Annotated in this window: 15 protein-coding genes; 4 read left to right on the top strand and 11 right to left on the bottom strand. The window is 59.2% G+C overall.

The annotated features are described in order from the left end of the window. Positions 1–36: 36 nt before the first annotated feature. The 10 genes from ACMXYI_RS03350 to exaC form a co-directional block, all read right to left on the bottom strand. The gene (locus ACMXYI_RS03350) at positions 37–1251 is read right to left on the bottom strand and encodes a tyrosine-type recombinase/integrase (RefSeq protein ID WP_415771655.1); all 1215 of its coding nucleotides are present in this window, start codon (positions 1249–1251) and stop codon (positions 37–39) included. A 457-nt stretch (positions 1252–1708) separates the two neighbouring features. Further along, positions 1709–2461, bottom strand: a complete 753-nt coding sequence (locus ACMXYI_RS03345; RefSeq protein WP_415771653.1) for a S24 family peptidase — start codon at positions 2459–2461, stop codon at positions 1709–1711. 223 nt (positions 2462–2684) lie between these two features. Further along, entirely contained in the window at positions 2685–3212 is a 528-nt protein-coding gene (ppa, locus tag ACMXYI_RS03340) for an inorganic diphosphatase (RefSeq protein ID WP_028620880.1), read from the bottom strand. Positions 3213–3326: 114 nt separating this feature from the next. Continuing rightward, positions 3327–4139: a zinc-dependent peptidase gene (locus ACMXYI_RS03335; protein ID WP_415771651.1), complete on the bottom strand. Its 813-nt coding sequence runs from the start codon at positions 4137–4139 to the stop codon at positions 3327–3329. A gap of 6 nt (positions 4140–4145) precedes the next feature. Further along, a complete protein-coding gene (locus ACMXYI_RS03330) occupies positions 4146–4802 on the bottom strand; it encodes a DedA family protein (protein WP_415771649.1) in 657 nt (218 codons plus the stop codon). A gap of 218 nt (positions 4803–5020) precedes the next feature. Then, positions 5021–5482: a GNAT family N-acetyltransferase gene (locus tag ACMXYI_RS03325; RefSeq protein WP_008153569.1), complete on the bottom strand. Its 462-nt coding sequence runs from the start codon at positions 5480–5482 to the stop codon at positions 5021–5023. Between the two features lie 112 nt (positions 5483–5594). Continuing rightward, the gene (gene eutC, locus ACMXYI_RS03320) at positions 5595–6419 is read right to left on the bottom strand and encodes an ethanolamine ammonia-lyase subunit EutC (protein WP_415771647.1); all 825 of its coding nucleotides are present in this window, start codon (positions 6417–6419) and stop codon (positions 5595–5597) included. Positions 6420–6427: 8 nt separating this feature from the next. After that, the gene (locus tag ACMXYI_RS03315) at positions 6428–7822 is read right to left on the bottom strand and encodes an ethanolamine ammonia-lyase subunit EutB (protein ID WP_415771645.1); all 1395 of its coding nucleotides are present in this window, start codon (positions 7820–7822) and stop codon (positions 6428–6430) included. Positions 7823–8024: 202 nt separating this feature from the next. Next, positions 8025–9395: an ethanolamine permease gene (gene eat, locus ACMXYI_RS03310; protein WP_033054127.1), complete on the bottom strand. Its 1371-nt coding sequence runs from the start codon at positions 9393–9395 to the stop codon at positions 8025–8027. Between the two features lie 266 nt (positions 9396–9661). Next, positions 9662–11182, bottom strand: coding sequence for an acetaldehyde dehydrogenase ExaC (gene exaC / locus ACMXYI_RS03305; protein WP_033054129.1), 1521 nt, complete (start codon positions 11180–11182; stop codon positions 9662–9664). A gap of 434 nt (positions 11183–11616) precedes the next feature. Here exaC and ACMXYI_RS03300 point away from each other — a divergent pair, with 434 nt between their 5' ends. From ACMXYI_RS03300 to ACMXYI_RS03285, 4 genes are all read left to right on the top strand, one after another. After that, positions 11617–13536 carry a sigma-54-dependent Fis family transcriptional regulator gene (locus tag ACMXYI_RS03300; protein ID WP_415771643.1) on the top strand — a complete coding sequence of 640 codons (1920 nt, stop codon included), beginning with the start codon at positions 11617–11619 and terminating at the stop codon, positions 13534–13536. A gap of 181 nt (positions 13537–13717) precedes the next feature. Further along, positions 13718–15067, top strand: a complete 1350-nt coding sequence (gene mpl, locus ACMXYI_RS03295) for a UDP-N-acetylmuramate:L-alanyl-gamma-D-glutamyl-meso-diaminopimelate ligase (protein ID WP_046055562.1) — start codon at positions 13718–13720, stop codon at positions 15065–15067. Next, positions 15064–15696 carry a flavin prenyltransferase UbiX gene (gene ubiX / locus ACMXYI_RS03290; RefSeq protein WP_046048695.1) on the top strand — a complete coding sequence of 211 codons (633 nt, stop codon included), beginning with the start codon at positions 15064–15066 and terminating at the stop codon, positions 15694–15696. Before mpl ends, ubiX begins: the two co-directional genes overlap by 4 nt. Further along, on the top strand, positions 15689–15973 hold the full coding sequence (locus ACMXYI_RS03285; protein ID WP_046055560.1) for a YceK/YidQ family lipoprotein: 285 nt from the start codon (positions 15689–15691) through the stop codon (positions 15971–15973). Before ubiX ends, ACMXYI_RS03285 begins: the two co-directional genes overlap by 8 nt. Before the next feature lie 120 nt (positions 15974–16093). Here ACMXYI_RS03285 and ACMXYI_RS03280 read toward each other — a convergent pair whose 3' ends face one another. Beyond that, entirely contained in the window at positions 16094–16735 is a 642-nt protein-coding gene (locus ACMXYI_RS03280) for an oxidoreductase (RefSeq protein WP_415771640.1), read from the bottom strand. Between the last annotated feature and the right edge of the window lie 2 nt (positions 16736–16737).

Genomic DNA, 16737 nt, shown 5'->3' with positions numbered 1-16737 from the left:
GATTCCTTAGTCATGCAGGCTTGATATAATCAGCATTCAGACTTCGAGATTATTATTGAGCGCTGGTTTGAGAAAACCTGCCCAGTCTCTCATGAGCAATCGGCGTTTATCGAGAAAGTCCGAACGCGAATAGGCCCCTTCAGTCTGATCGCGTTCATCATGCGCCAGCGCCATCTCGCAAACCTCACGAGGATAATGGGTACATTCCCCGGCCCAGTCTCTAAATGATGAACGAAAGCCGTGTCGTGTGATGTGTTCGTATTTCATGCCGTGTAGGAGCGTTCGTATGGCGTTTGCGTGCATGACTCCTGACTTGCCCTGACCTGGAAATAGAAACGGGCTCTCTCCTCGCTCTAAGCTCTTCACCAGCGTCACGACTTCTTCGGCAAGTGGAATTACGAATGCTACCCGCATCTTCATCCGCTCATCTGGCAGCGACCAAGTACCAGCTTCCAAATCAAACTCATCCCAACGAGCGAACCTCACCATGTGAGCGCGTGCGCTGGTCATGATCAGCAATTGAGCTGCAAGGGAGGCCGGTGTCGTGTTTGTACTGAGCTTGGCCATGAGCGCTGGCACATCCTGCCAGCGCATGGCTTCAAAGTGCTCGCGTTTGCGAGCCTTCTTCTTTTCAGCGCGACTTAGCAGGTTCTCTAAGTGACCACGCCACCGTGCAGGGTTCTCACCTTCTCGCAGGTTGTGTGACTTGGCTGCATCCAGAACTTGTTCAATCTGGCCACGTACCTCGTCAGCGGTTCTGGTCTTGGTGGCCCAGATCGGTTGCAGAACCTTTAGCACTTCGGGGGTGCCGATGTCTCCGGCAGACAGCTTGCCTATGTGATCAAACGCATACAGCTCCAACTTTCGCAGCCAGCCTTTACGCCACTTATCCGACCATGTCGCGCCGTGAGCATCACGGTATTCCGTTGCGAGTGTCTCGAACTTCAGTTGCTTGGCTTCATTTGCACGCTGCGCTTCTCGTTGAGCGGCGCGCTCTACGTCTCTGGCTGCCAGGGGATCAATTCCATCGTTCAATTGACTGCGTTTGGCGCTGGCTGCTTGTCTAGCTTTCTTGAGACTGACTTCAGGGAATGAGCCCAAGCCCATCTCCCTACGACGCCCCGCCAGTTGAAAGCGAAGTAGCCAGGATTTACGCCCGGTGGGTTTGACGACCAAGCGAAGCCCATCACCATCTTCATAGGTGCCGGGGTCGGTCAGGTTTTCGACTTGTTTCGGATTCAGCTTACTCATTGGATTTCCCCTGTCGTCCGTTTTATCCCCCCACCTGTCCCCCCACTTCATCGTTGGATGAGGTCAAATGGCGTAGAACACCATCGGACAGGGGTATGCCTGAAACCCCCGGAATAGCTAAGCTATCAGGAAGATTCTTGGATGGGATAGGATTATTTCGGACAATTAAAAAGCCGGCTTGTGGCCGGCTTCTCGGGGACTGGCTTGGTTCATTTTTGGTAAACCGCGCCAGCCTTCAAAACGTACACCCGGATCTTGCGTCCGGCTGTGGGACTCGGCGAGAAAGTCATCTGCCTTGTCGGTGCGATCAGAGCCGCGGGGCGGGTCGATGCGCAAATGTGGGGCGCAGCATACTGATTTTTTGGGGGAATTCCCAGCTTGGCGTGCGCCCTAGAGCGATTGCGGTTACGTGTAGCAGCTGGCGGAGCCTGCGTTCGGTTGCTACAGGGTTGCGATCTCACAGGAACGGCACGGGCGGGCGGCGTTTGTTGAGCGTGGAGCACCAGAACACCCAGCCCAATACCCTGATGTTCTGCTCTTCGATTTGCGCGGCTCTGAAGATCTCATCCGGGTACTCGGCGCTGTTGTGGCTACGCAACCGCAATCCATTCCCGGGCATCCGGTGCAGGTATTTGATTCGCAGCATCCCGTCATGCTCGATCGCGTAAATCTCCCCGTCAATAATCTGGGTCAGGCCGCGATCGATGGCAATGGTTGAGCCGTCTTCAATCTTTTCGGCCATGCTGTTGCCGATCATGTAGGCGCAGATGGCATCCGCATGGTTGATTTCCAGGGAGTCGAGATGACTGCGGGGCAGACGGATGGGGTGGCTGGTGTCCTCGATGACGTGCGTTTTATTAGAGCCCGGAGCGACAGGCTTTTCTTTGAAAAAGGGCAACTCGACATCGGTAGGCTCGATGACCGTATAAAGGCCGCGAATGGCCTGAGCGTCGAAGGTGTTGCCGGTTTCGTCGACCAGGCGCAGGTGCCTGGCGTCTTTCGGACCTTCGCCGGTTTTCAGCCATTCGCTGTTTACGGACAGTTTTCTGGCGACTTCTTCTATGCGGTAGTCGGGCACGCCGCGGGTGTACCAGTTGTGGACGTTTTGTGCCTGTGAAATCTTCAGGAAATCGGCAAATTCCGTAGTCGTGATCTTCGCCTCTTCGAGGAGCATTTTGAATCGTGAACCGCAGGTTTTGTTCTTTTTCATAAACACGAGTCTACTGGCGCAGCGCGGGGCTTTGAATAAACGACTCGTTCAAATTGCGAGGGAAATTTACGACCGGATGTAAGACGCTTTTAGTGGAAATTAAACAAGAAAAAACCAATGCGGCCGAGCGTTCAACGCGACGTTTAAGGTGCTTTACAAGCGCCCACAAAAAACCCCGGATCAACCGGGGTTTTTCGTTGAAGCTGATCGTTATCCGCGGCTATCAGCCTTTATAGGCAGCAACCGACTTCATGATCTCGGTGCGAGCGGCTTCTGCGTCGCCCCAACCTTCGATCTTCACCCATTTGCCTTTTTCGAGGTCTTTGTAGTTCTCGAAGAAGTGCTTGATCTGTTCCAGCAGCAGAGGTGGCAGATCGGTGTATTCCTTCACGTCGACGTACAGCTGGGACAGCTTGTCGTGTGGGACTGCGATGACTTTGGCATCGCCGCCGCCGTCGTCGGTCATGTGCAGTATGCCGACCGGACGGGCGCGGATGACCGAACCTGGAGCAACCGGGTAAGGGGTCACGACCAGCACGTCGAGGGGGTCACCGTCGTCAGCCAGGGTGTTCGGGATGAAACCGTAGTTGGCCGGGTAGAACATCGGGGTGGCCATGAAACGGTCAACGAACAGGCAATCGCTGTCTTTGTCGATTTCGTATTTGATCGGGGCGTGGTTGGCCGGAATCTCGATCGCGACGTAGATGTCGTTCGGCAGGTCTTTGCCAGCCGGAATCTTGCTGTAGCTCATTGGGCGGTGCCCCCGTTAGTTGACCAAAAAACACTTGGCCGGATTGACCAAAAAGTGGCGGCGATTATAGGCATATTCCGCCGCCGTTGCTATGTACCAGAGGTCGTAGAGACCTTAGTCGCGTGCCTGATAGACCGGGTCTTCGGCCAGAAGTTGCCGCAGCCGGGCCAGAGGGTCCTGACGATAAAACAACTTCAGCTGTTCATAGACCTGAGGATACGCCTCGTGCAGCAAATCCGGGGCGCTAAAGAAGTATTCGCTGGTGACTGCGAAGAATTCGGCCGGGTTTTCCGCAGCGTACGGGTCGATGGCTGTGTCAGCGTCGGGATTGCGCTCCAGTTGCCGATCAAGGTCGTCGTAGGCCTCTTGCATGACCTTGGCCCAGTCGCTGACCCGCATGTCGGCGTGCAGCGGCGGCAGGCCGTTGGCGTCGCCGTTGAGCATGTCGAGTTTATGCGCGAGTTCGTGGATCACCAGGTTGTAGCCTTCCCAGCCACCACTGGCCATCACGCCGGGCCACGCGAGGATGATCGGGCCTTGCTGCCAGGCTTCGCCGCTGTGTTCGCCGTCCCATTCGTGCTCGACGCCGCTGGCATCGCGATGGCGCTGGGGGCTGAGGAAGTCGTCGGGGTAGAGGACGATTTCGTGGAAACCCTGATACCAGTTCAGATCGCCCAGATGTAACAACGGCAATTGCGCCTGGGCGGCGAGTAGCAGGCGTTGCTCCTGGTGGAGATCAACACCGGGCAGGGCGGTCAGGTGTTTGTCCTGGAGGAACAGCACGCTGGCTTCACGCAGCCACTGGTCTTCAGCAGCGCTAAGGCCATCGAGAAAACTCAAGTGATGGCGCACCCGCTGCCACATGTCGTCGGCAATCGGATGCTTGGCCAGGATGCGCTGGCGACGCCAGGCGCTAAGGGACCACATGGTGAATCAGCGCGATTGAGCTTTGGACGCGGCGTTGCTTAAGCGGCTGCGGATGATGCCGATGATCATCGGTACCAGCGACAGCAGGATGATGCCTACGACCAGCAGCGACAGGTTTTGCTTGATGAACGGTACGTTGCCGAAGAAGTAACCGAGGGTCACCAGGCCACCGACCCACAGGATGGTGCCGAGGATGCTGAAGGCGAAGAAACGCGGGTAAGGCATTTTGGCGACGCCGGCGACGAACGGTGCAAAGGTGCGGATGATGGGCAGGAAACGCGCCAGGGTCACGGTTTTGCCGCCGTGTTTGTCGTAGAAGTCGTGGGTTTGCTGCAGGTAGTCGCGTCGGAAGATTTTCGAGTTCGGGTTGCTGAACAAACGCTCACCCGCCGTTCGTCCGATCACATAGTTGGTGCTGTCGCCAAGGATCGCCGCCAGCATCAGCAGGCCGCCCAACAGCACCGGGTCCATGCCGCCGCCGGCGGCTACTGCGCCAGCGATGAACAGCAGGGAATCGCCCGGCAGGAACGGCATCACCACCAGACCGGTTTCGCAGAAGATCACCAGGAACAGAATGGCGTAAATCCATGGCCCGTAGTTGTTTACCAGCAAATCGAGGTAAACATCGAGATGCAGGATAAGGTCGAGCGGGTTGAAATCCATGGAGAGCACCTGAGGTGACGGCCCGACTCGGCAGGCCTGTGCGGATGACTTCGCGAAAGGCTACAGACGGGTGTAGTTTTTCTTACAAGCCGGAAAGGTCGGCATTATACGGGCTGAGAGGTGAAAAGAGCGTTGAGTTTGTAGCGGGGGATTTCGGCGTGCAGTGAGAGAAGATCGCAGCCTCTGGCCGTACCCGTAAGGGCTGCGATCTTTTCGACTTATAGCTCGTCGCTAATCGGCAACACGTAGTTCTTGAACTCGGTGTCTTCCTTGAATCCGATGGATTCGTAGGTTTTCCGCGCGACTTCGTTGTTGCTGCTGGTGGAAACGCGCATGCGTACAGCGTTGGTTTCCTTGGCCATTTTCTTCGCGGTGCGGATGAGGTTGTCGGCCACCAGCTGGCGGCGGGCCTCTTCGGCGACGTAGATGTCGTTGAGGATCCACACGCGCTTCAGCGAAAGGGACGAAAAGCTCGGATACAACTGACAGAAACCCATCAGTTTGTTGCTGTCGTCATCGGCCAGGGCCAGATAGATCACCGACTCCTTGCGACGCAGGCGCTTTTCAAGGAACGCCCGGGACGAGTCCGGATAAGCCAGGGAGCCATAAAACTCGCGATATTTAACGAACAACGGGGTCAACAGGTCCAGGTGTTCGAGGGTCGCTTGAATAATCCGCATGGTAGGTCTCGTCTTCAAGTGGCTGTCTTACATGGTGACGGCGACGGGAAACCCTGGCGGCCGTGCATCGATCCTGCCTGAAACTGAATCAGAAACGCAATGCGGAAACGGTTCAGGTATCCGACTGACTCAGTAGGAAATTACCTTTCGTGTCCGCTCCTGCGTCCGACTCCAGTGTCAGAACCTGGGCTTCGTCCTTCAGATTGACCCCTGACAGCTGCCGCCGGCAGGCCTCGCGCATCAAATACAGCAAACGGTGTGCCGCCATGCCGTAACTCAGGCCTTCGAGTCGGACGTTGGAGATGCAGTTGCGATAGGCATCCGTCAGCCCGACCTTTGGATTGTAGGTGAAATACAGCCCCAGGCTGTCCGGGGAGCTGAGGCCAGGGCGTTCGCCGATCAGGATTACCACCATTTTCGCACCCAGCAGTTCGCCGATCTCGTCGGCTATGGCGACTCGACCCTGTTCCACCAGAATGACCGGTGAGACGGACCAGCCGTCATTCACAATCTGATCTTCCATCCGCGCCAGAAACGGCAGGGTATGGCGATGAACGGCCAACGCCGACAAGCCATCGGCAACGACAATGGCCAGATCGACACCGCCGGGATTGGCCAATGCGTAATCGCGCAGTGTCTGCGCCGACTCATCACTCAGCTTTCGCCCCAAATCGGGGCGTTGCAAATAACTGTTCCGGTCCGTAGCGGCGCTGTGTAGCAGCAAACTGGCACGCCCGCGTTCAGCCAGTTGTGAGCTGAGCCCCACATGGTCGAACGGCAAGTGCACCGCATCCCGTGCCTGAGCGTGGGCGTACTGGAAATCCAGCTGCGCGCTGGTCGGCATGCTGGTGCCGGTTCTTCCCAAGGCGATCCGCGCCGGCGTCAGGCGCCGCAGTTCCAGCAACGGGTTCTGTGGATCAACGGGTGGTTTATCCATTTCAACACTCATCCCAGTTGCGCCATCGCTTGGCGGAAAGCTGGCGGCAGGCTGTCGCCGAAGTGAATCTTGCCGTCTGCCTGGGTGAAAATGCCCATTCTCGCCAGCCATTGTTCGAACTCCGGCGCCGGTTTCAGGCCCAGGGTCTGGCGTGCGTAAAGGGCGTCGTGGAACGAGGTGGTCTGATAGTTGAGCATGATGTCGTCGGAGCCGGGGATGCCCATGATGAAGTTGATCCCGGCCACGCCCAACAGGGTCAGCAGGGTGTCCATGTCGTCCTGGTCGGCTTCGGCGTGGTTGGTGTAACAGATGTCGCAACCCATGGGCACGCCCAGCAGCTTGCCGCAGAAGTGGTCTTCGAGGCCGGCGCGGATGATCTGTTTACCGTTGTAGAGGTATTCCGGGCCGATGAATCCTACGACCGTGTTCACCAGGAACGGTTTGAAATGTCGCGCCACGGCGTAGGCGCGGGTTTCGCAGGTCTGTTGATCGATGCCGTGGTGGGCGTTGGCTGACAGGGCGCTGCCTTGGCCGGTCTCGAAATACATCAGATTCTGGCCCAGCGTGCCGCGATTCAGGCTCAAACCGGCGTCGTAACCTTCCTGCAGCACATTCAGGTTGATACCAAAACTGGCGTTGGCCGCCTCGGTACCGGCGATCGACTGGAACACCAGGTCCAGCGGGACACCGCGATTTATGGCCTCAATGGACGTGGTGACATGCGTCAGCACGCAGGCCTGGGTCGGAATCTCGTAGCGCTGAATGATTGCGTCGAGCATTTCCAGCATGGCGCAGATCGAGGAGATGCTATCGGTGGCCGGGTTGATGCCGATCATCGCGTCCCCGTTGCCGTACAGCAGACCGTCGAGAATGCTCGCGGCGATACCGGCCGGTTCGTCGGTGGGGTGGTTGGGTTGCAGGCGGGTGGATAGCCGACCGCGCAGGCCCATCGTGCCGCGGAACCGGGTGACCACGCGAATTTTCTGCGCTACCAGCACCAGATCCTGCACGCGCATGATCTTCGACACGGCGGCGACCATTTCCGGGGTCAGGCCTGGCGCGAGGGCGCGCAGGCTCTGTTCGTCGGCGGCATCGCTGAGCAGCCAGTCGCGAAAGCCGCCGACAGTGAGGTGGCTGACGGCGGCGAAGGCTTGTTTGTCGTGAGTGTCGATGATCAGTCGGGTGACTTCATCGGCTTCGTAAGGAATGAGTACTTCTTGCAGAAAGTGGCTGAGCGGGATGTTGGCGAGGGCCATCTGCGCGGCCACACGCTCGCCATCGTTGAGGGCGGCGACGCCGGCCAGAAAATCCCCGGAGCGCGCCGGACTGGCCTTGGCCATGACGTCCTTGAGACTCTCGAAGCGATAGGTCTGGGCGCCGACGGAATGGGCAAATGCGGCCATGGGACGGAGTCCTCCTGATTCTATAAATAACTCAAATACACCACCGAACCACTGTGGGAGCGAGCTTGCTCGCGATAGCGGTCTTACATCCGACAAATATGCTGAATGACACACCGCTATCGCGAGCAAGCTCGCTCCCACAGGGGATTGTTGTGCACTTCAATAAGGCAGGCGCCGGGAATCAGCCCGGCGCCGGTGCAACTCAGACGCCTTCGAGCATCGCGTCCGCCGGCGCATCGAAGCGCTGCTTGGCGGTCAATTGGAAATACAAGTAACCGGCAGCCATGAACCCGAGGAACACACACCCGATCAGCGTATTGAACCAGGCCATCGCCACCAGGCACACCACCGCCAGAAACAGCGCAATCCCCGGCACGATCGGGTAGCCCGGCGCGCGGAAGGTGCGTTCAAGGTTCGGCTCGGTTTTACGCAGTTTGAACAGGCTCAGCATACTGATGATGTACATCACGATGGCACCGAATACCGACATGGTGATCATTGCTGCCGTCAGGGTCATGCCTTGCAGGTTGACCAGACCGTCGCTGTAGATCGCCGCGATGCCGATCACGCCGCCGGCCAGGATCGCCCGGTGCGGAGTCTGGAAGCGCGAGAGCTTGGCCAGACCACGAGGCAGGTAACCGGCCCGGGCCAGCGCAAAGAATTGCCGCGAGTAACCGAGAATGATCCCGTGGAAACTCGCCACCAGACCGAACAGGCCGATCCACACCAGCATGTGCATCCAGCTCGAATTGTTGCCGACCACGGCTTTCATTGCCTGAGGCAACGGATCGTTGATGTTCGCCAGTTGACGCCAGTCGCCGACGCCGCCCGCCATCACCATCACGCCGATGGCCAGGAACACCAAGGTCAGAATGCCACTGACATAAGCCCTGGGAATCGTGCGTTTCGGGTCCTTGGCTTCTTCGGCCGCCATCGCCGCGCCTTCAATGGCGAGGAAAAACCAGATCGCGAAGGGGATCGCCGCAAAGATGCCGGGAATCGAGCCCATGGTGAACTCGTTGGCGCCCGACCAGCCGTTAAGCGCGAAATTACTGAAGCTGAAGCCCGGCGCAACGACGCCCATGAACACCAACAATTCGGCGACCGCCAGCACGGTGACCACCAGTTCGAAAGTGGCGGCGATGCTGACGCCGAGGATATTCAAGCCCATGAACACGAAATACGCGCCAACGGCGGCGATCTTCGGGTCCAGTTCCGGGTATTGCACGTTGAGGTAGGCGCCGATGGCCATCGCAATCGCCGGGGGCGCAAAGACGAATTCGATCAGGGTGGCGATGCCGGCGATCAGTCCGCCTTTCTCACCAAAGGCTCGCCGGCTGTAGGCAAACGGCCCGCCCGCGTGGGGAATCGCGGTAGTCAATTCGGTGAAGCTGAAGATGAAACAGGTATACATCGTCGCCACCATCAATGCGGTGACGAGGAAACCCAGGGTCCCTGCGGTGCCCCAGCCGTAACTCCAGCCGAAATACTCGCCGGAAATCACCAGGCCGACGGCAATGCCCCATAAATGCAGGGTGCCGAGTGTGGGTTTGAGCTGTGTAGTAGAAGTCATAAGTCCTCGCTGTCTTTTTTATTTTTTGATCTGTTGGACTTTCAGGTACGTCATTTAGGTGTGGAGCGGGCACGCAAAGCCCGTGCCAGAGGGGCAGGGGGATGGTTTTGATGTGTCGCTAAGGATGCCATCGCGAGCAAGCTCGCTCCCACAGGGTTTTGGGGTGAGCTCACTTGTTGGGGCTAGCCCAAATCACTGTGGGAGCGAGCTTGCTCGCGATGACTATTGAAAGGGCGACGCAGAAACATCTGCATCGCCCACGCTTTTTAGAAGAAGCCCAACGGATTGATGTCGTAGCTCACCAGCAGGTTTTTGGTCTGCTGATAATGGTCGAGCATCATCTTGTGGGTTTCACGACCGACGCCGGATTTTTTGTAACCGCCGAACGCGGCGTGCGCCGGGTACAGGTGGTAGCAGTTGGTCCACACACGACCGGCCTTGATGGCGCGGCCCATGCGATAGGCGCGGTTGATGTCGCGGGTCCAGAGGCCGGCACCCAGGCCGAACTCGGTGTCATTGGCGATGGCCAGGGCTTCGGCTTCGTCCTTGAACGTGGTGATGCTCACCACCGGGCCAAAGATTTCTTCCTGGAACACGCGCATTTTGTTGGTGCCCTTGAGCAGGGTCGGCTGGATGTAATACCCGGTCGCCAGGTTGCCCTCGAGTTTTTCCACCTTGCCGCCGGTCAGCAGCTCGGCGCCTTCGCCCTTGGCGATTTCCAGGTACGAAAGGATTTTGTCGAATTGCTGCTCGGACGCCTGGGCGCCGACCATGGTGTCGGTGTCCAGCGGGTCGCCACGTTTGATCGACAACACTTTCTTCATCACGACTTTCATGAAGTCGTCGTAGATCGACTCTTGCACCAATGCGCGGGAAGGGCAGGTGCAGACTTCGCCTTGGTTGAAGAACGCCAGCACCAGGCCTTCGGCGGCTTTTTCGATGAAGGTTTCTTCGGCTTGCATGATGTCGGCGAAGAAGATGTTCGGCGACTTGCCACCCAGCTCCACGGTGGACGGAATGATGTTTTCGGCGGCACATTTCATGATGTGCGAGCCGACCGGGGTCGAGCCGGTGAAGGCAATCTTGGCGATGCGTTTGCTGGTGGCCAGGGCTTCGCCGGCTTCTTTGCCGAAGCCTTGCACGACGTTCAGCACGCCCGGCGGCAGCAGGTCGCCGATCAGCTCCATCAGCACGGTAATGCCCAGCGGCGTTTGTTCGGCAGGCTTGAGCACCACGCAGTTACCGGCCGCCAGGGCCGGGGCGAGTTTCCAGGCGGCCATCAGGATCGGGAAGTTCCACGGGATGATCTGCCCGACCACGCCCAGTGGTTCATGGATGTGATACGCCACGGTGTTGCCATCGATCTCGGCGGCGCTGCCTTCCTGAGCGCGGATGCAACCGGCGAAGTAGCGGAAATGGTCGGCAGCCAGCGGGATGTCGGCGTTGAGGGTTTCACGCACGGCTTTGCCGTTGTCCCAGGATTCGGTGATTGCCAGGACTTCGAGGTTCTGTTCGATGCGGTCGGCGATTTTCAGCAGCACCAGCGAGCGAGCCTGGGCGGACGTGGCGCCCCAGGCATCGGCGGCCGCGTGGGCAGCGTCCAGGGCTTTTTCGATGTCTTCGGCCGTGGAGCGCGGGAATTCGGCAATCGGTTGGCCATTTACTGGCGAGGTATTGGTGAAGTACTGACCTTTAACAGGCGCGACGAACTCGCCGCCGATGTAGTTACCGTATTTGCTCTTGAACGAAACGATAGCGCCTTCAGTACCGGGGTGAGCGTAACGCATGGTGATTTCTCCTTGGCTTTTGTGCTTATAAGGGAGAGCGCATGTGCGCTTGCTATAAGCGTAGAGCAAAGGTCGGGCCACTGCCTTGCAGGTCAGGAAAATCAAGGCCTTACGCAGTTTTTGTCGGACCGACGGACTCTGTCTGTGACGGTTTCGGTACGGTCGCCGTGACACTTTGTACCGCTTCTGGCGCAACCTGTGACCGGGCGGTCTTGCCAGCATTGCAATGAAGGCTAGGCTGGAGGATGCTCGGCGTTCGTGTGAACGCATTGCCCTTGTAGCAGCTGCCGAAGGCTGCGTTCGAGGGCGAAGCACTCGCCTCGGTTTCTGCAACAAATCCGATGTTCAGGTTTACGGCCGCTTCGCAGCCGGACGCAGCCTTCGGCAGCTGCTACATGGAAGCGAGCCAGATCCTGTGGGGAGAACAATAAGAAATGCACGACAACCATTTGAGTCGCCATGCCCAGCAGGTCCTGACCGTCACCCAGGGCAAATCCCATCTGCACGGCCCCGGCAGCGATCCGTCGATTGCCCGTTCCTGGCTGCGCTGTCTTGAGGACTATCACCTCGACCCGGCCCTGACCATGGCGCCGACGGTGCTGGAACATGGCCGCGTCCTGGAAAGCCGCGAGCGCTTGCAGCAAGTGCTGCACATCGCCGGCAGCGAAATGACCAGCCTTCATCAGCAACTCTCCGGTGCCGGCCACGCGGTGCTGCTGACTGACGCCCGCGGTGTGATCCTCAATTGCGTTACCGCACCTGCCGAACGCAAAATCTTCGAACGCGCCGGCCTCTGGCTCGGTGCGGACTGGAGCGAAGCCTGCGAAGGCACCAACGGCATCGGCACCTGTCTGGTGGAGCGTCAGTCCCTGACCATCCATCAGGACGAGCATTTTCGCGGCCGTCACACCGGCCTGACCTGCTCGGCGAGCCCGGTGTTCGACCCACATGGCGAACTGCTGGCGGTGCTCGACGTGTCCTCGGCGCGCCATGAGGTCTCTCGTCAAAGCCAGTTCCACACCATGGCCCTGGTCAATCTTTCGGCGAAGATGATCGAGAGCTGCTACTTCCTGCGTTATTTCGACAATCAATGGTTGCTGCGTTTTCACCTTCAGGCCGAATCCGTCGGGCTGTTCAGCGAAGGGTTACTGGCGTTTGACGGGGAAGGGCGGATCAGCGCGGTCAACCAGAGTGCGCTGAACCTGCTGGGGCATATTCGCGGTGGGCTGCTGGGCAAGCCGGTGGAGGCGTTTTTCGACTGCTCGCTGGATGAATTGCTCGGCCGCGCCAGCGTCAATGCCAGCGCCAGTTGGCCTTTGCGCACGCGCGACGGACGGAGTCTGTTTGCGCTGTTGCGCGGGCAGCCACGCAGCATTCCGGTGCCGGTGGTGCAAAGTCCGGTGATCGCCGAACCTTCGCGCTTGTCGGGCATTTGTCTGGGCGACACGGGGTTGCAAGAGGACTTCCGCAAATCCTTGCGCGTGTTCGAGCGGGACGTACCGCTACTGATCAACGGCGAAACCGGATCCGGCAAAGAAGCGTTTGCCAAAGCCGTCCACCAGGCCAGCCAGCGAGCAGAAAAAGCCTTCGTCGCCCTCAACTGCGCCGCCATCCCCGAAAGCCTGATCGAGAGCGAACTGTTTGGCTATCGCGGCGGAAGCTTTACCGGTGCTCGCAAGGAAGGCATGCGCGGCAAGTTGCAGCAGGCTGATGGCGGGACTTTGTTCCTCGATGAAATCGGCGACATGCCCTTGGCCTTGCAGACCCGGCTATTAAGGGTGCTGGAAGATCGTCAGGTGGTGCCGATCGGCGGCGAGCCGGAATCGGTCAACGTACGGATCATCAGCGCCACTCACCGTAATCTGCTGGAGCGGGTGCAGGACGGCAGCTTCCGCGAGGATTTGTATTACCGGCTCAATGGGCTGGAAGTTGCGCTGCCGGCGTTGCGTGATCGCAGTGATAAATCCCAGCTGCTCGACTTTTTGCTGGCCGAAGAGGCGGGCGGGGAAACCGTATTGATCGACGGTCCGGCACGCCAGGCGTTGCTGGCTTTCGCCTGGCCAGGGAACGTGCGGCAGTTGCGCAATGTGCTGCGCACGTTAGCGGCGTTGTGTGACGGCGGGAGGATCGGGCTGGAGGATTTGCCGGTGATGATTCGTCAGGCTCGGCCGGTTCCGGTTGTTGCCGTTGAAGAGCCTTCGGAGCATCCGCTGGATGATGCTGAGCGGCTGGCGTTGCTGAATGCGCTGGAACAGACGCGTTGGCATATGACTCATACGGCTGAACAACTTGGCGTCAGCCGTAACACCCTTTATCGAAAACTGCGTAAACACGGCATCGCCCGTTCCGCGTAATGATCGTTCCCACGCTCCGCGTGGGAATGCCTCCCCGGACGCTCCGCGTCCGCTTCTGGGACGCAGAGCGTCCCTTGCTGCATTCCCACGCGGAGCGTGGGAACGATTTATGGTCTCACCTAAAGAGTGCGAATTTTCCCACCCTACGCTAACCTGCGGCCATGTTTTACGAGGTCGACTAATGCACATTCACATTCTTGGTATCTGCGGCACTTTCATGGGTTCGATGGCGGTTCTGGCCAAAGAGCTGGGCCATCACGTGACGGGCTCTGATGCCAACGTCTATCCGCCGATGAGCACTCAGCTGGAGGCTCAGGGCATTGAGTTGACCCAAGGCTATGACCCGGCGCAGCTCGATCCGGCACCGGATCTAGTGGTGATCGGCAACGCCATGTCCCGCGGCAACCCGGCTGTCGAATACGTGCTGAATAAAGGCCTGCCCTACGTTTCCGGCCCGCAATGGCTGGCGGATCACGTGTTGCAAGGTCGCTGGGTGCTGGCCGTCGCCGGTACTCACGGCAAAACCACCACCAGCAGCATGCTCGCCTGGGTGTTGGAACACGCGGGCATGAGCCCGGGTTTCCTGATCGGCGGCGTGCCGCAAAACTTCTCGGTGTCCGCTCGTCTGGGTGACACCCCATTCTTCGTGATCGAAGCCGACGAGTACGACAGCGCGTTCTTCGACAAGCGCTCCAAGTTCGTTCACTACCGCCCGCGCACGGCGATCCTGAACAACCTGGAATACGATCACGCCGACATCTTCCCCGATCTACCCGCCATCGAGCGGCAGTTCCACCATTTGGTGCGGACTATTCCGAGCGAAGGCCTGGTGATCCATCCGACCACTGAGCCTGCGTTGCAGCGAGTGATCGAGATGGGCTGCTGGACCCCGGTGCAAACCACCGGTGCCGGCGGTCAGTGGCAGGTCAAACTGCTGAGCGAAGACGGTTCGAAGTTTGAAGTGATGTTCGAAGGTGTTGCCCAAGGTGTGGTCGAGTGGGACATGACCGGCCAACACAACGTCGCCAACGCTCTGGCCACGCTGGCTGCGGCGCGCCACGTCGGTGTTGTGCCGTCCATGGGCATCGCTGCGCTGAGCGCATTCAAAAGCGTCAAGCGCCGGATGGAGAAAGTCGCGGAAGTGCGCGGCATCACCATCTACGACGACTTCGCTCACCACCCGACGGCTATTGCGACGACCCTCGACGGTCTGCGCAAGCGCATCGGCGATGCACCGTTGATTGCTATCATCGAGCCGCGCTCCAACTCCATGAAGCTCGGTGCTCACCGCGACGGCTTGCCGGAAAGCGTGGTCGATGCCGATCAGGTGATCTGGTACGCGCCGGCCAACCTCGGTTGGGATCTGGGCGCGACCGCTGCGTTGTGCACGGTGCCGTCGATCGTCAGTGATTCGCTGGAAGGCATCATCGAGCGCGTGAAGAGCCAGGCCCAGCCCGGTACTCACGTGGTGATCATGAGCAACGGCGGCTTCGGCGGCCTGCATGGCAAACTCGCCGAGGCGCTGCAATGAACAACGGCCCGGAACGCATCACGCTGGCGATGACCGGCGCTTCCGGCGCCCAATATGGTTTGCGCCTGCTTGACTGTCTGATTCGTGAAGACCGCGAGGTGCACTTCATGATCTCCAAGGCTGCGCAACTGGTGATGGCCACCGAGACTGACGTTACGTTGCCGCCGAAAACCCAGATGATGCAGGCCTTCCTCACCGAATACACCGGCGCTGCCGCCGGACAGATTCGGGTGTATGGCAAGGAAGACTGGATGTCGCCGGTGGCCTCGGGCTCCGGTGCGCCGGCGGCGATGGTGGTGGTGCCGTGTTCCACCGGGACCTTGTCGGCTATTGCGACGGGGGCCTGCAACAACCTGATCGAGCGTGCCGCCGACGTCACCTTGAAGGAACGTCGTCAGCTGATTCTGGTGCCGCGTGAGGCGCCGTATTCGAGCATCCATCTGGAGAACATGCTCAAGTTGTCGAACATGGGCGTGACGATTTTGCCGGCGTCGCCAGGCTTTTATCATCAGCCGCAAACCATCGACGACTTGATCGATTTTGTCGTGGCGCGAATTCTCAATCTTCTGAACATTCCCCAGGACATGCTGCCGCGTTGGGGCGAACACCATCTGACCAGCGATGAATAAGCTGCTGGCGATTGTGCTGGCGCTGCAATTGGCTGGCTGCGCCACGGCGCGAACGCTGGATGCCGCCAAGCCAGGGGCGCCAGTGGTGTATTCGGGGACGCGTCTGGATTTGTATGCCATGAACGGCGGCTGCTGCGCCATGGACCGCTTCGGCGCAGAAGCTCCGAGCTATCCGGGCGTCGACCTGCCGGCCAGTGCGTTGCTCGACACGCTGCTGTTGCCGCTGTCGGTGCTTACGGTGATCGGGGTAAGTTTTCAGGCGACGGGTGGTCTCTGACTGATCGTTCCCACGCTCTGCGTGGGAATGCGGCCCGGGACGCTCTGCGTCCCAAAGCGGACGCAGAGCGTCCATTGAGGCATTCCCACGCAGAGCGTGGGAACGATCTGTGCGAGGGAATTATTTGCCAAGCTTGCGCAACTCATCCGACTCGACAATCCGCACCCCATCCTGCTCTTCCAGCGCCAGTCGCCACATGGCGCGGGCCAGTTGGCAGGCTTCGATGCCGCGGTATTTGCCGGGGATCAAGCGGGACAAAGGCCCGACGAATTGCTCAGCCATACGCGGTTCCATGCGCTCGCCCAGCAGCAGCGAAGGTCGGCAAATGGTCAGTTGCGGCCAGTCCTGTGCACGCAATGCATATTCCATCTCGCCTTTGACCCGGTTGTAGAAAATAGAGGACCTGCGATCGGCCCCCAGGGCACTGATCACGATCAGGTGCCGCGCGCCCATCTCCCGTGCACGTTTGGCGAACGCCACCACCATGTCCAGGTCTACCGCGCGAAACGCCTGTTCCGAGCCGGCTTTCTTGATTGTGGTGCCCAGGCAGCAGTAGGCGATGTCGACGCGACCATTCAATTGCGGCAGAAACACCGCAGGGTCGCCGACCGGGTTTTCCAGATGGGGATGCTCGGCCAATGGCCGGCGTGAGGGTGCCAATACCCGTGAAATCGTTGGCTCATTGAGCAGACGGTCAAGAAGATGTTCACCGGTCAAACCGGTAGCTCCGGCAAGCAGTACGTGCTGAGGCGTCAAGTACATAG

This window comes from Pseudomonas lyxosi (genome assembly GCF_047758685.1).
In the GTDB taxonomy this organism is placed as follows: Bacteria; Pseudomonadota; Gammaproteobacteria; order Pseudomonadales; family Pseudomonadaceae; genus Aquipseudomonas; species Aquipseudomonas lyxosi.
This window is presented reverse-complemented; position numbering and strand designations above follow the sequence as displayed.

Coding starts and splice junctions, on each gene's coding strand:
- ACMXYI_RS03325 (WP_008153569.1), bottom strand. CDS start 5,482: ATGCGGATTATTCAAGCGACCCTCGAACACCTGGACCTGTTGACCCCG.
- ACMXYI_RS03350 (WP_415771655.1), bottom strand. CDS start 1,251: ATGAGTAAGCTGAATCCGAAACAAGTCGAAAACCTGACCGACCCCGGC.
- ACMXYI_RS03315 (WP_415771645.1), bottom strand. CDS start 7,822: ATGGCCGCATTTGCCCATTCCGTCGGCGCCCAGACCTATCGCTTCGAG.
- ACMXYI_RS03330 (WP_415771649.1), bottom strand. CDS start 4,802: ATGGATTTCAACCCGCTCGACCTTATCCTGCATCTCGATGTTTACCTC.
- ACMXYI_RS03280 (WP_415771640.1), bottom strand. CDS start 16,735: ATGTACTTGACGCCTCAGCACGTACTGCTTGCCGGAGCTACCGGTTTG.
- mpl (WP_046055562.1), top strand. CDS start 13,718: ATGCACATTCACATTCTTGGTATCTGCGGCACTTTCATGGGTTCGATG.
- ubiX (WP_046048695.1), top strand. CDS start 15,064: ATGAACAACGGCCCGGAACGCATCACGCTGGCGATGACCGGCGCTTCC.
- ACMXYI_RS03345 (WP_415771653.1), bottom strand. CDS start 2,461: ATGAAAAAGAACAAAACCTGCGGTTCACGATTCAAAATGCTCCTCGAA.
- exaC (WP_033054129.1), bottom strand. CDS start 11,182: ATGCGTTACGCTCACCCCGGTACTGAAGGCGCTATCGTTTCGTTCAAG.
- ACMXYI_RS03335 (WP_415771651.1), bottom strand. CDS start 4,139: ATGTGGTCCCTTAGCGCCTGGCGTCGCCAGCGCATCCTGGCCAAGCAT.
- ACMXYI_RS03300 (WP_415771643.1), top strand. CDS start 11,617: ATGCACGACAACCATTTGAGTCGCCATGCCCAGCAGGTCCTGACCGTC.
- eutC (WP_415771647.1), bottom strand. CDS start 6,419: ATGGATAAACCACCCGTTGATCCACAGAACCCGTTGCTGGAACTGCGG.
- eat (WP_033054127.1), bottom strand. CDS start 9,395: ATGACTTCTACTACACAGCTCAAACCCACACTCGGCACCCTGCATTTA.
- ppa (WP_028620880.1), bottom strand. CDS start 3,212: ATGAGCTACAGCAAGATTCCGGCTGGCAAAGACCTGCCGAACGACATC.
- ACMXYI_RS03285 (WP_046055560.1), top strand. CDS start 15,689: ATGAATAAGCTGCTGGCGATTGTGCTGGCGCTGCAATTGGCTGGCTGC.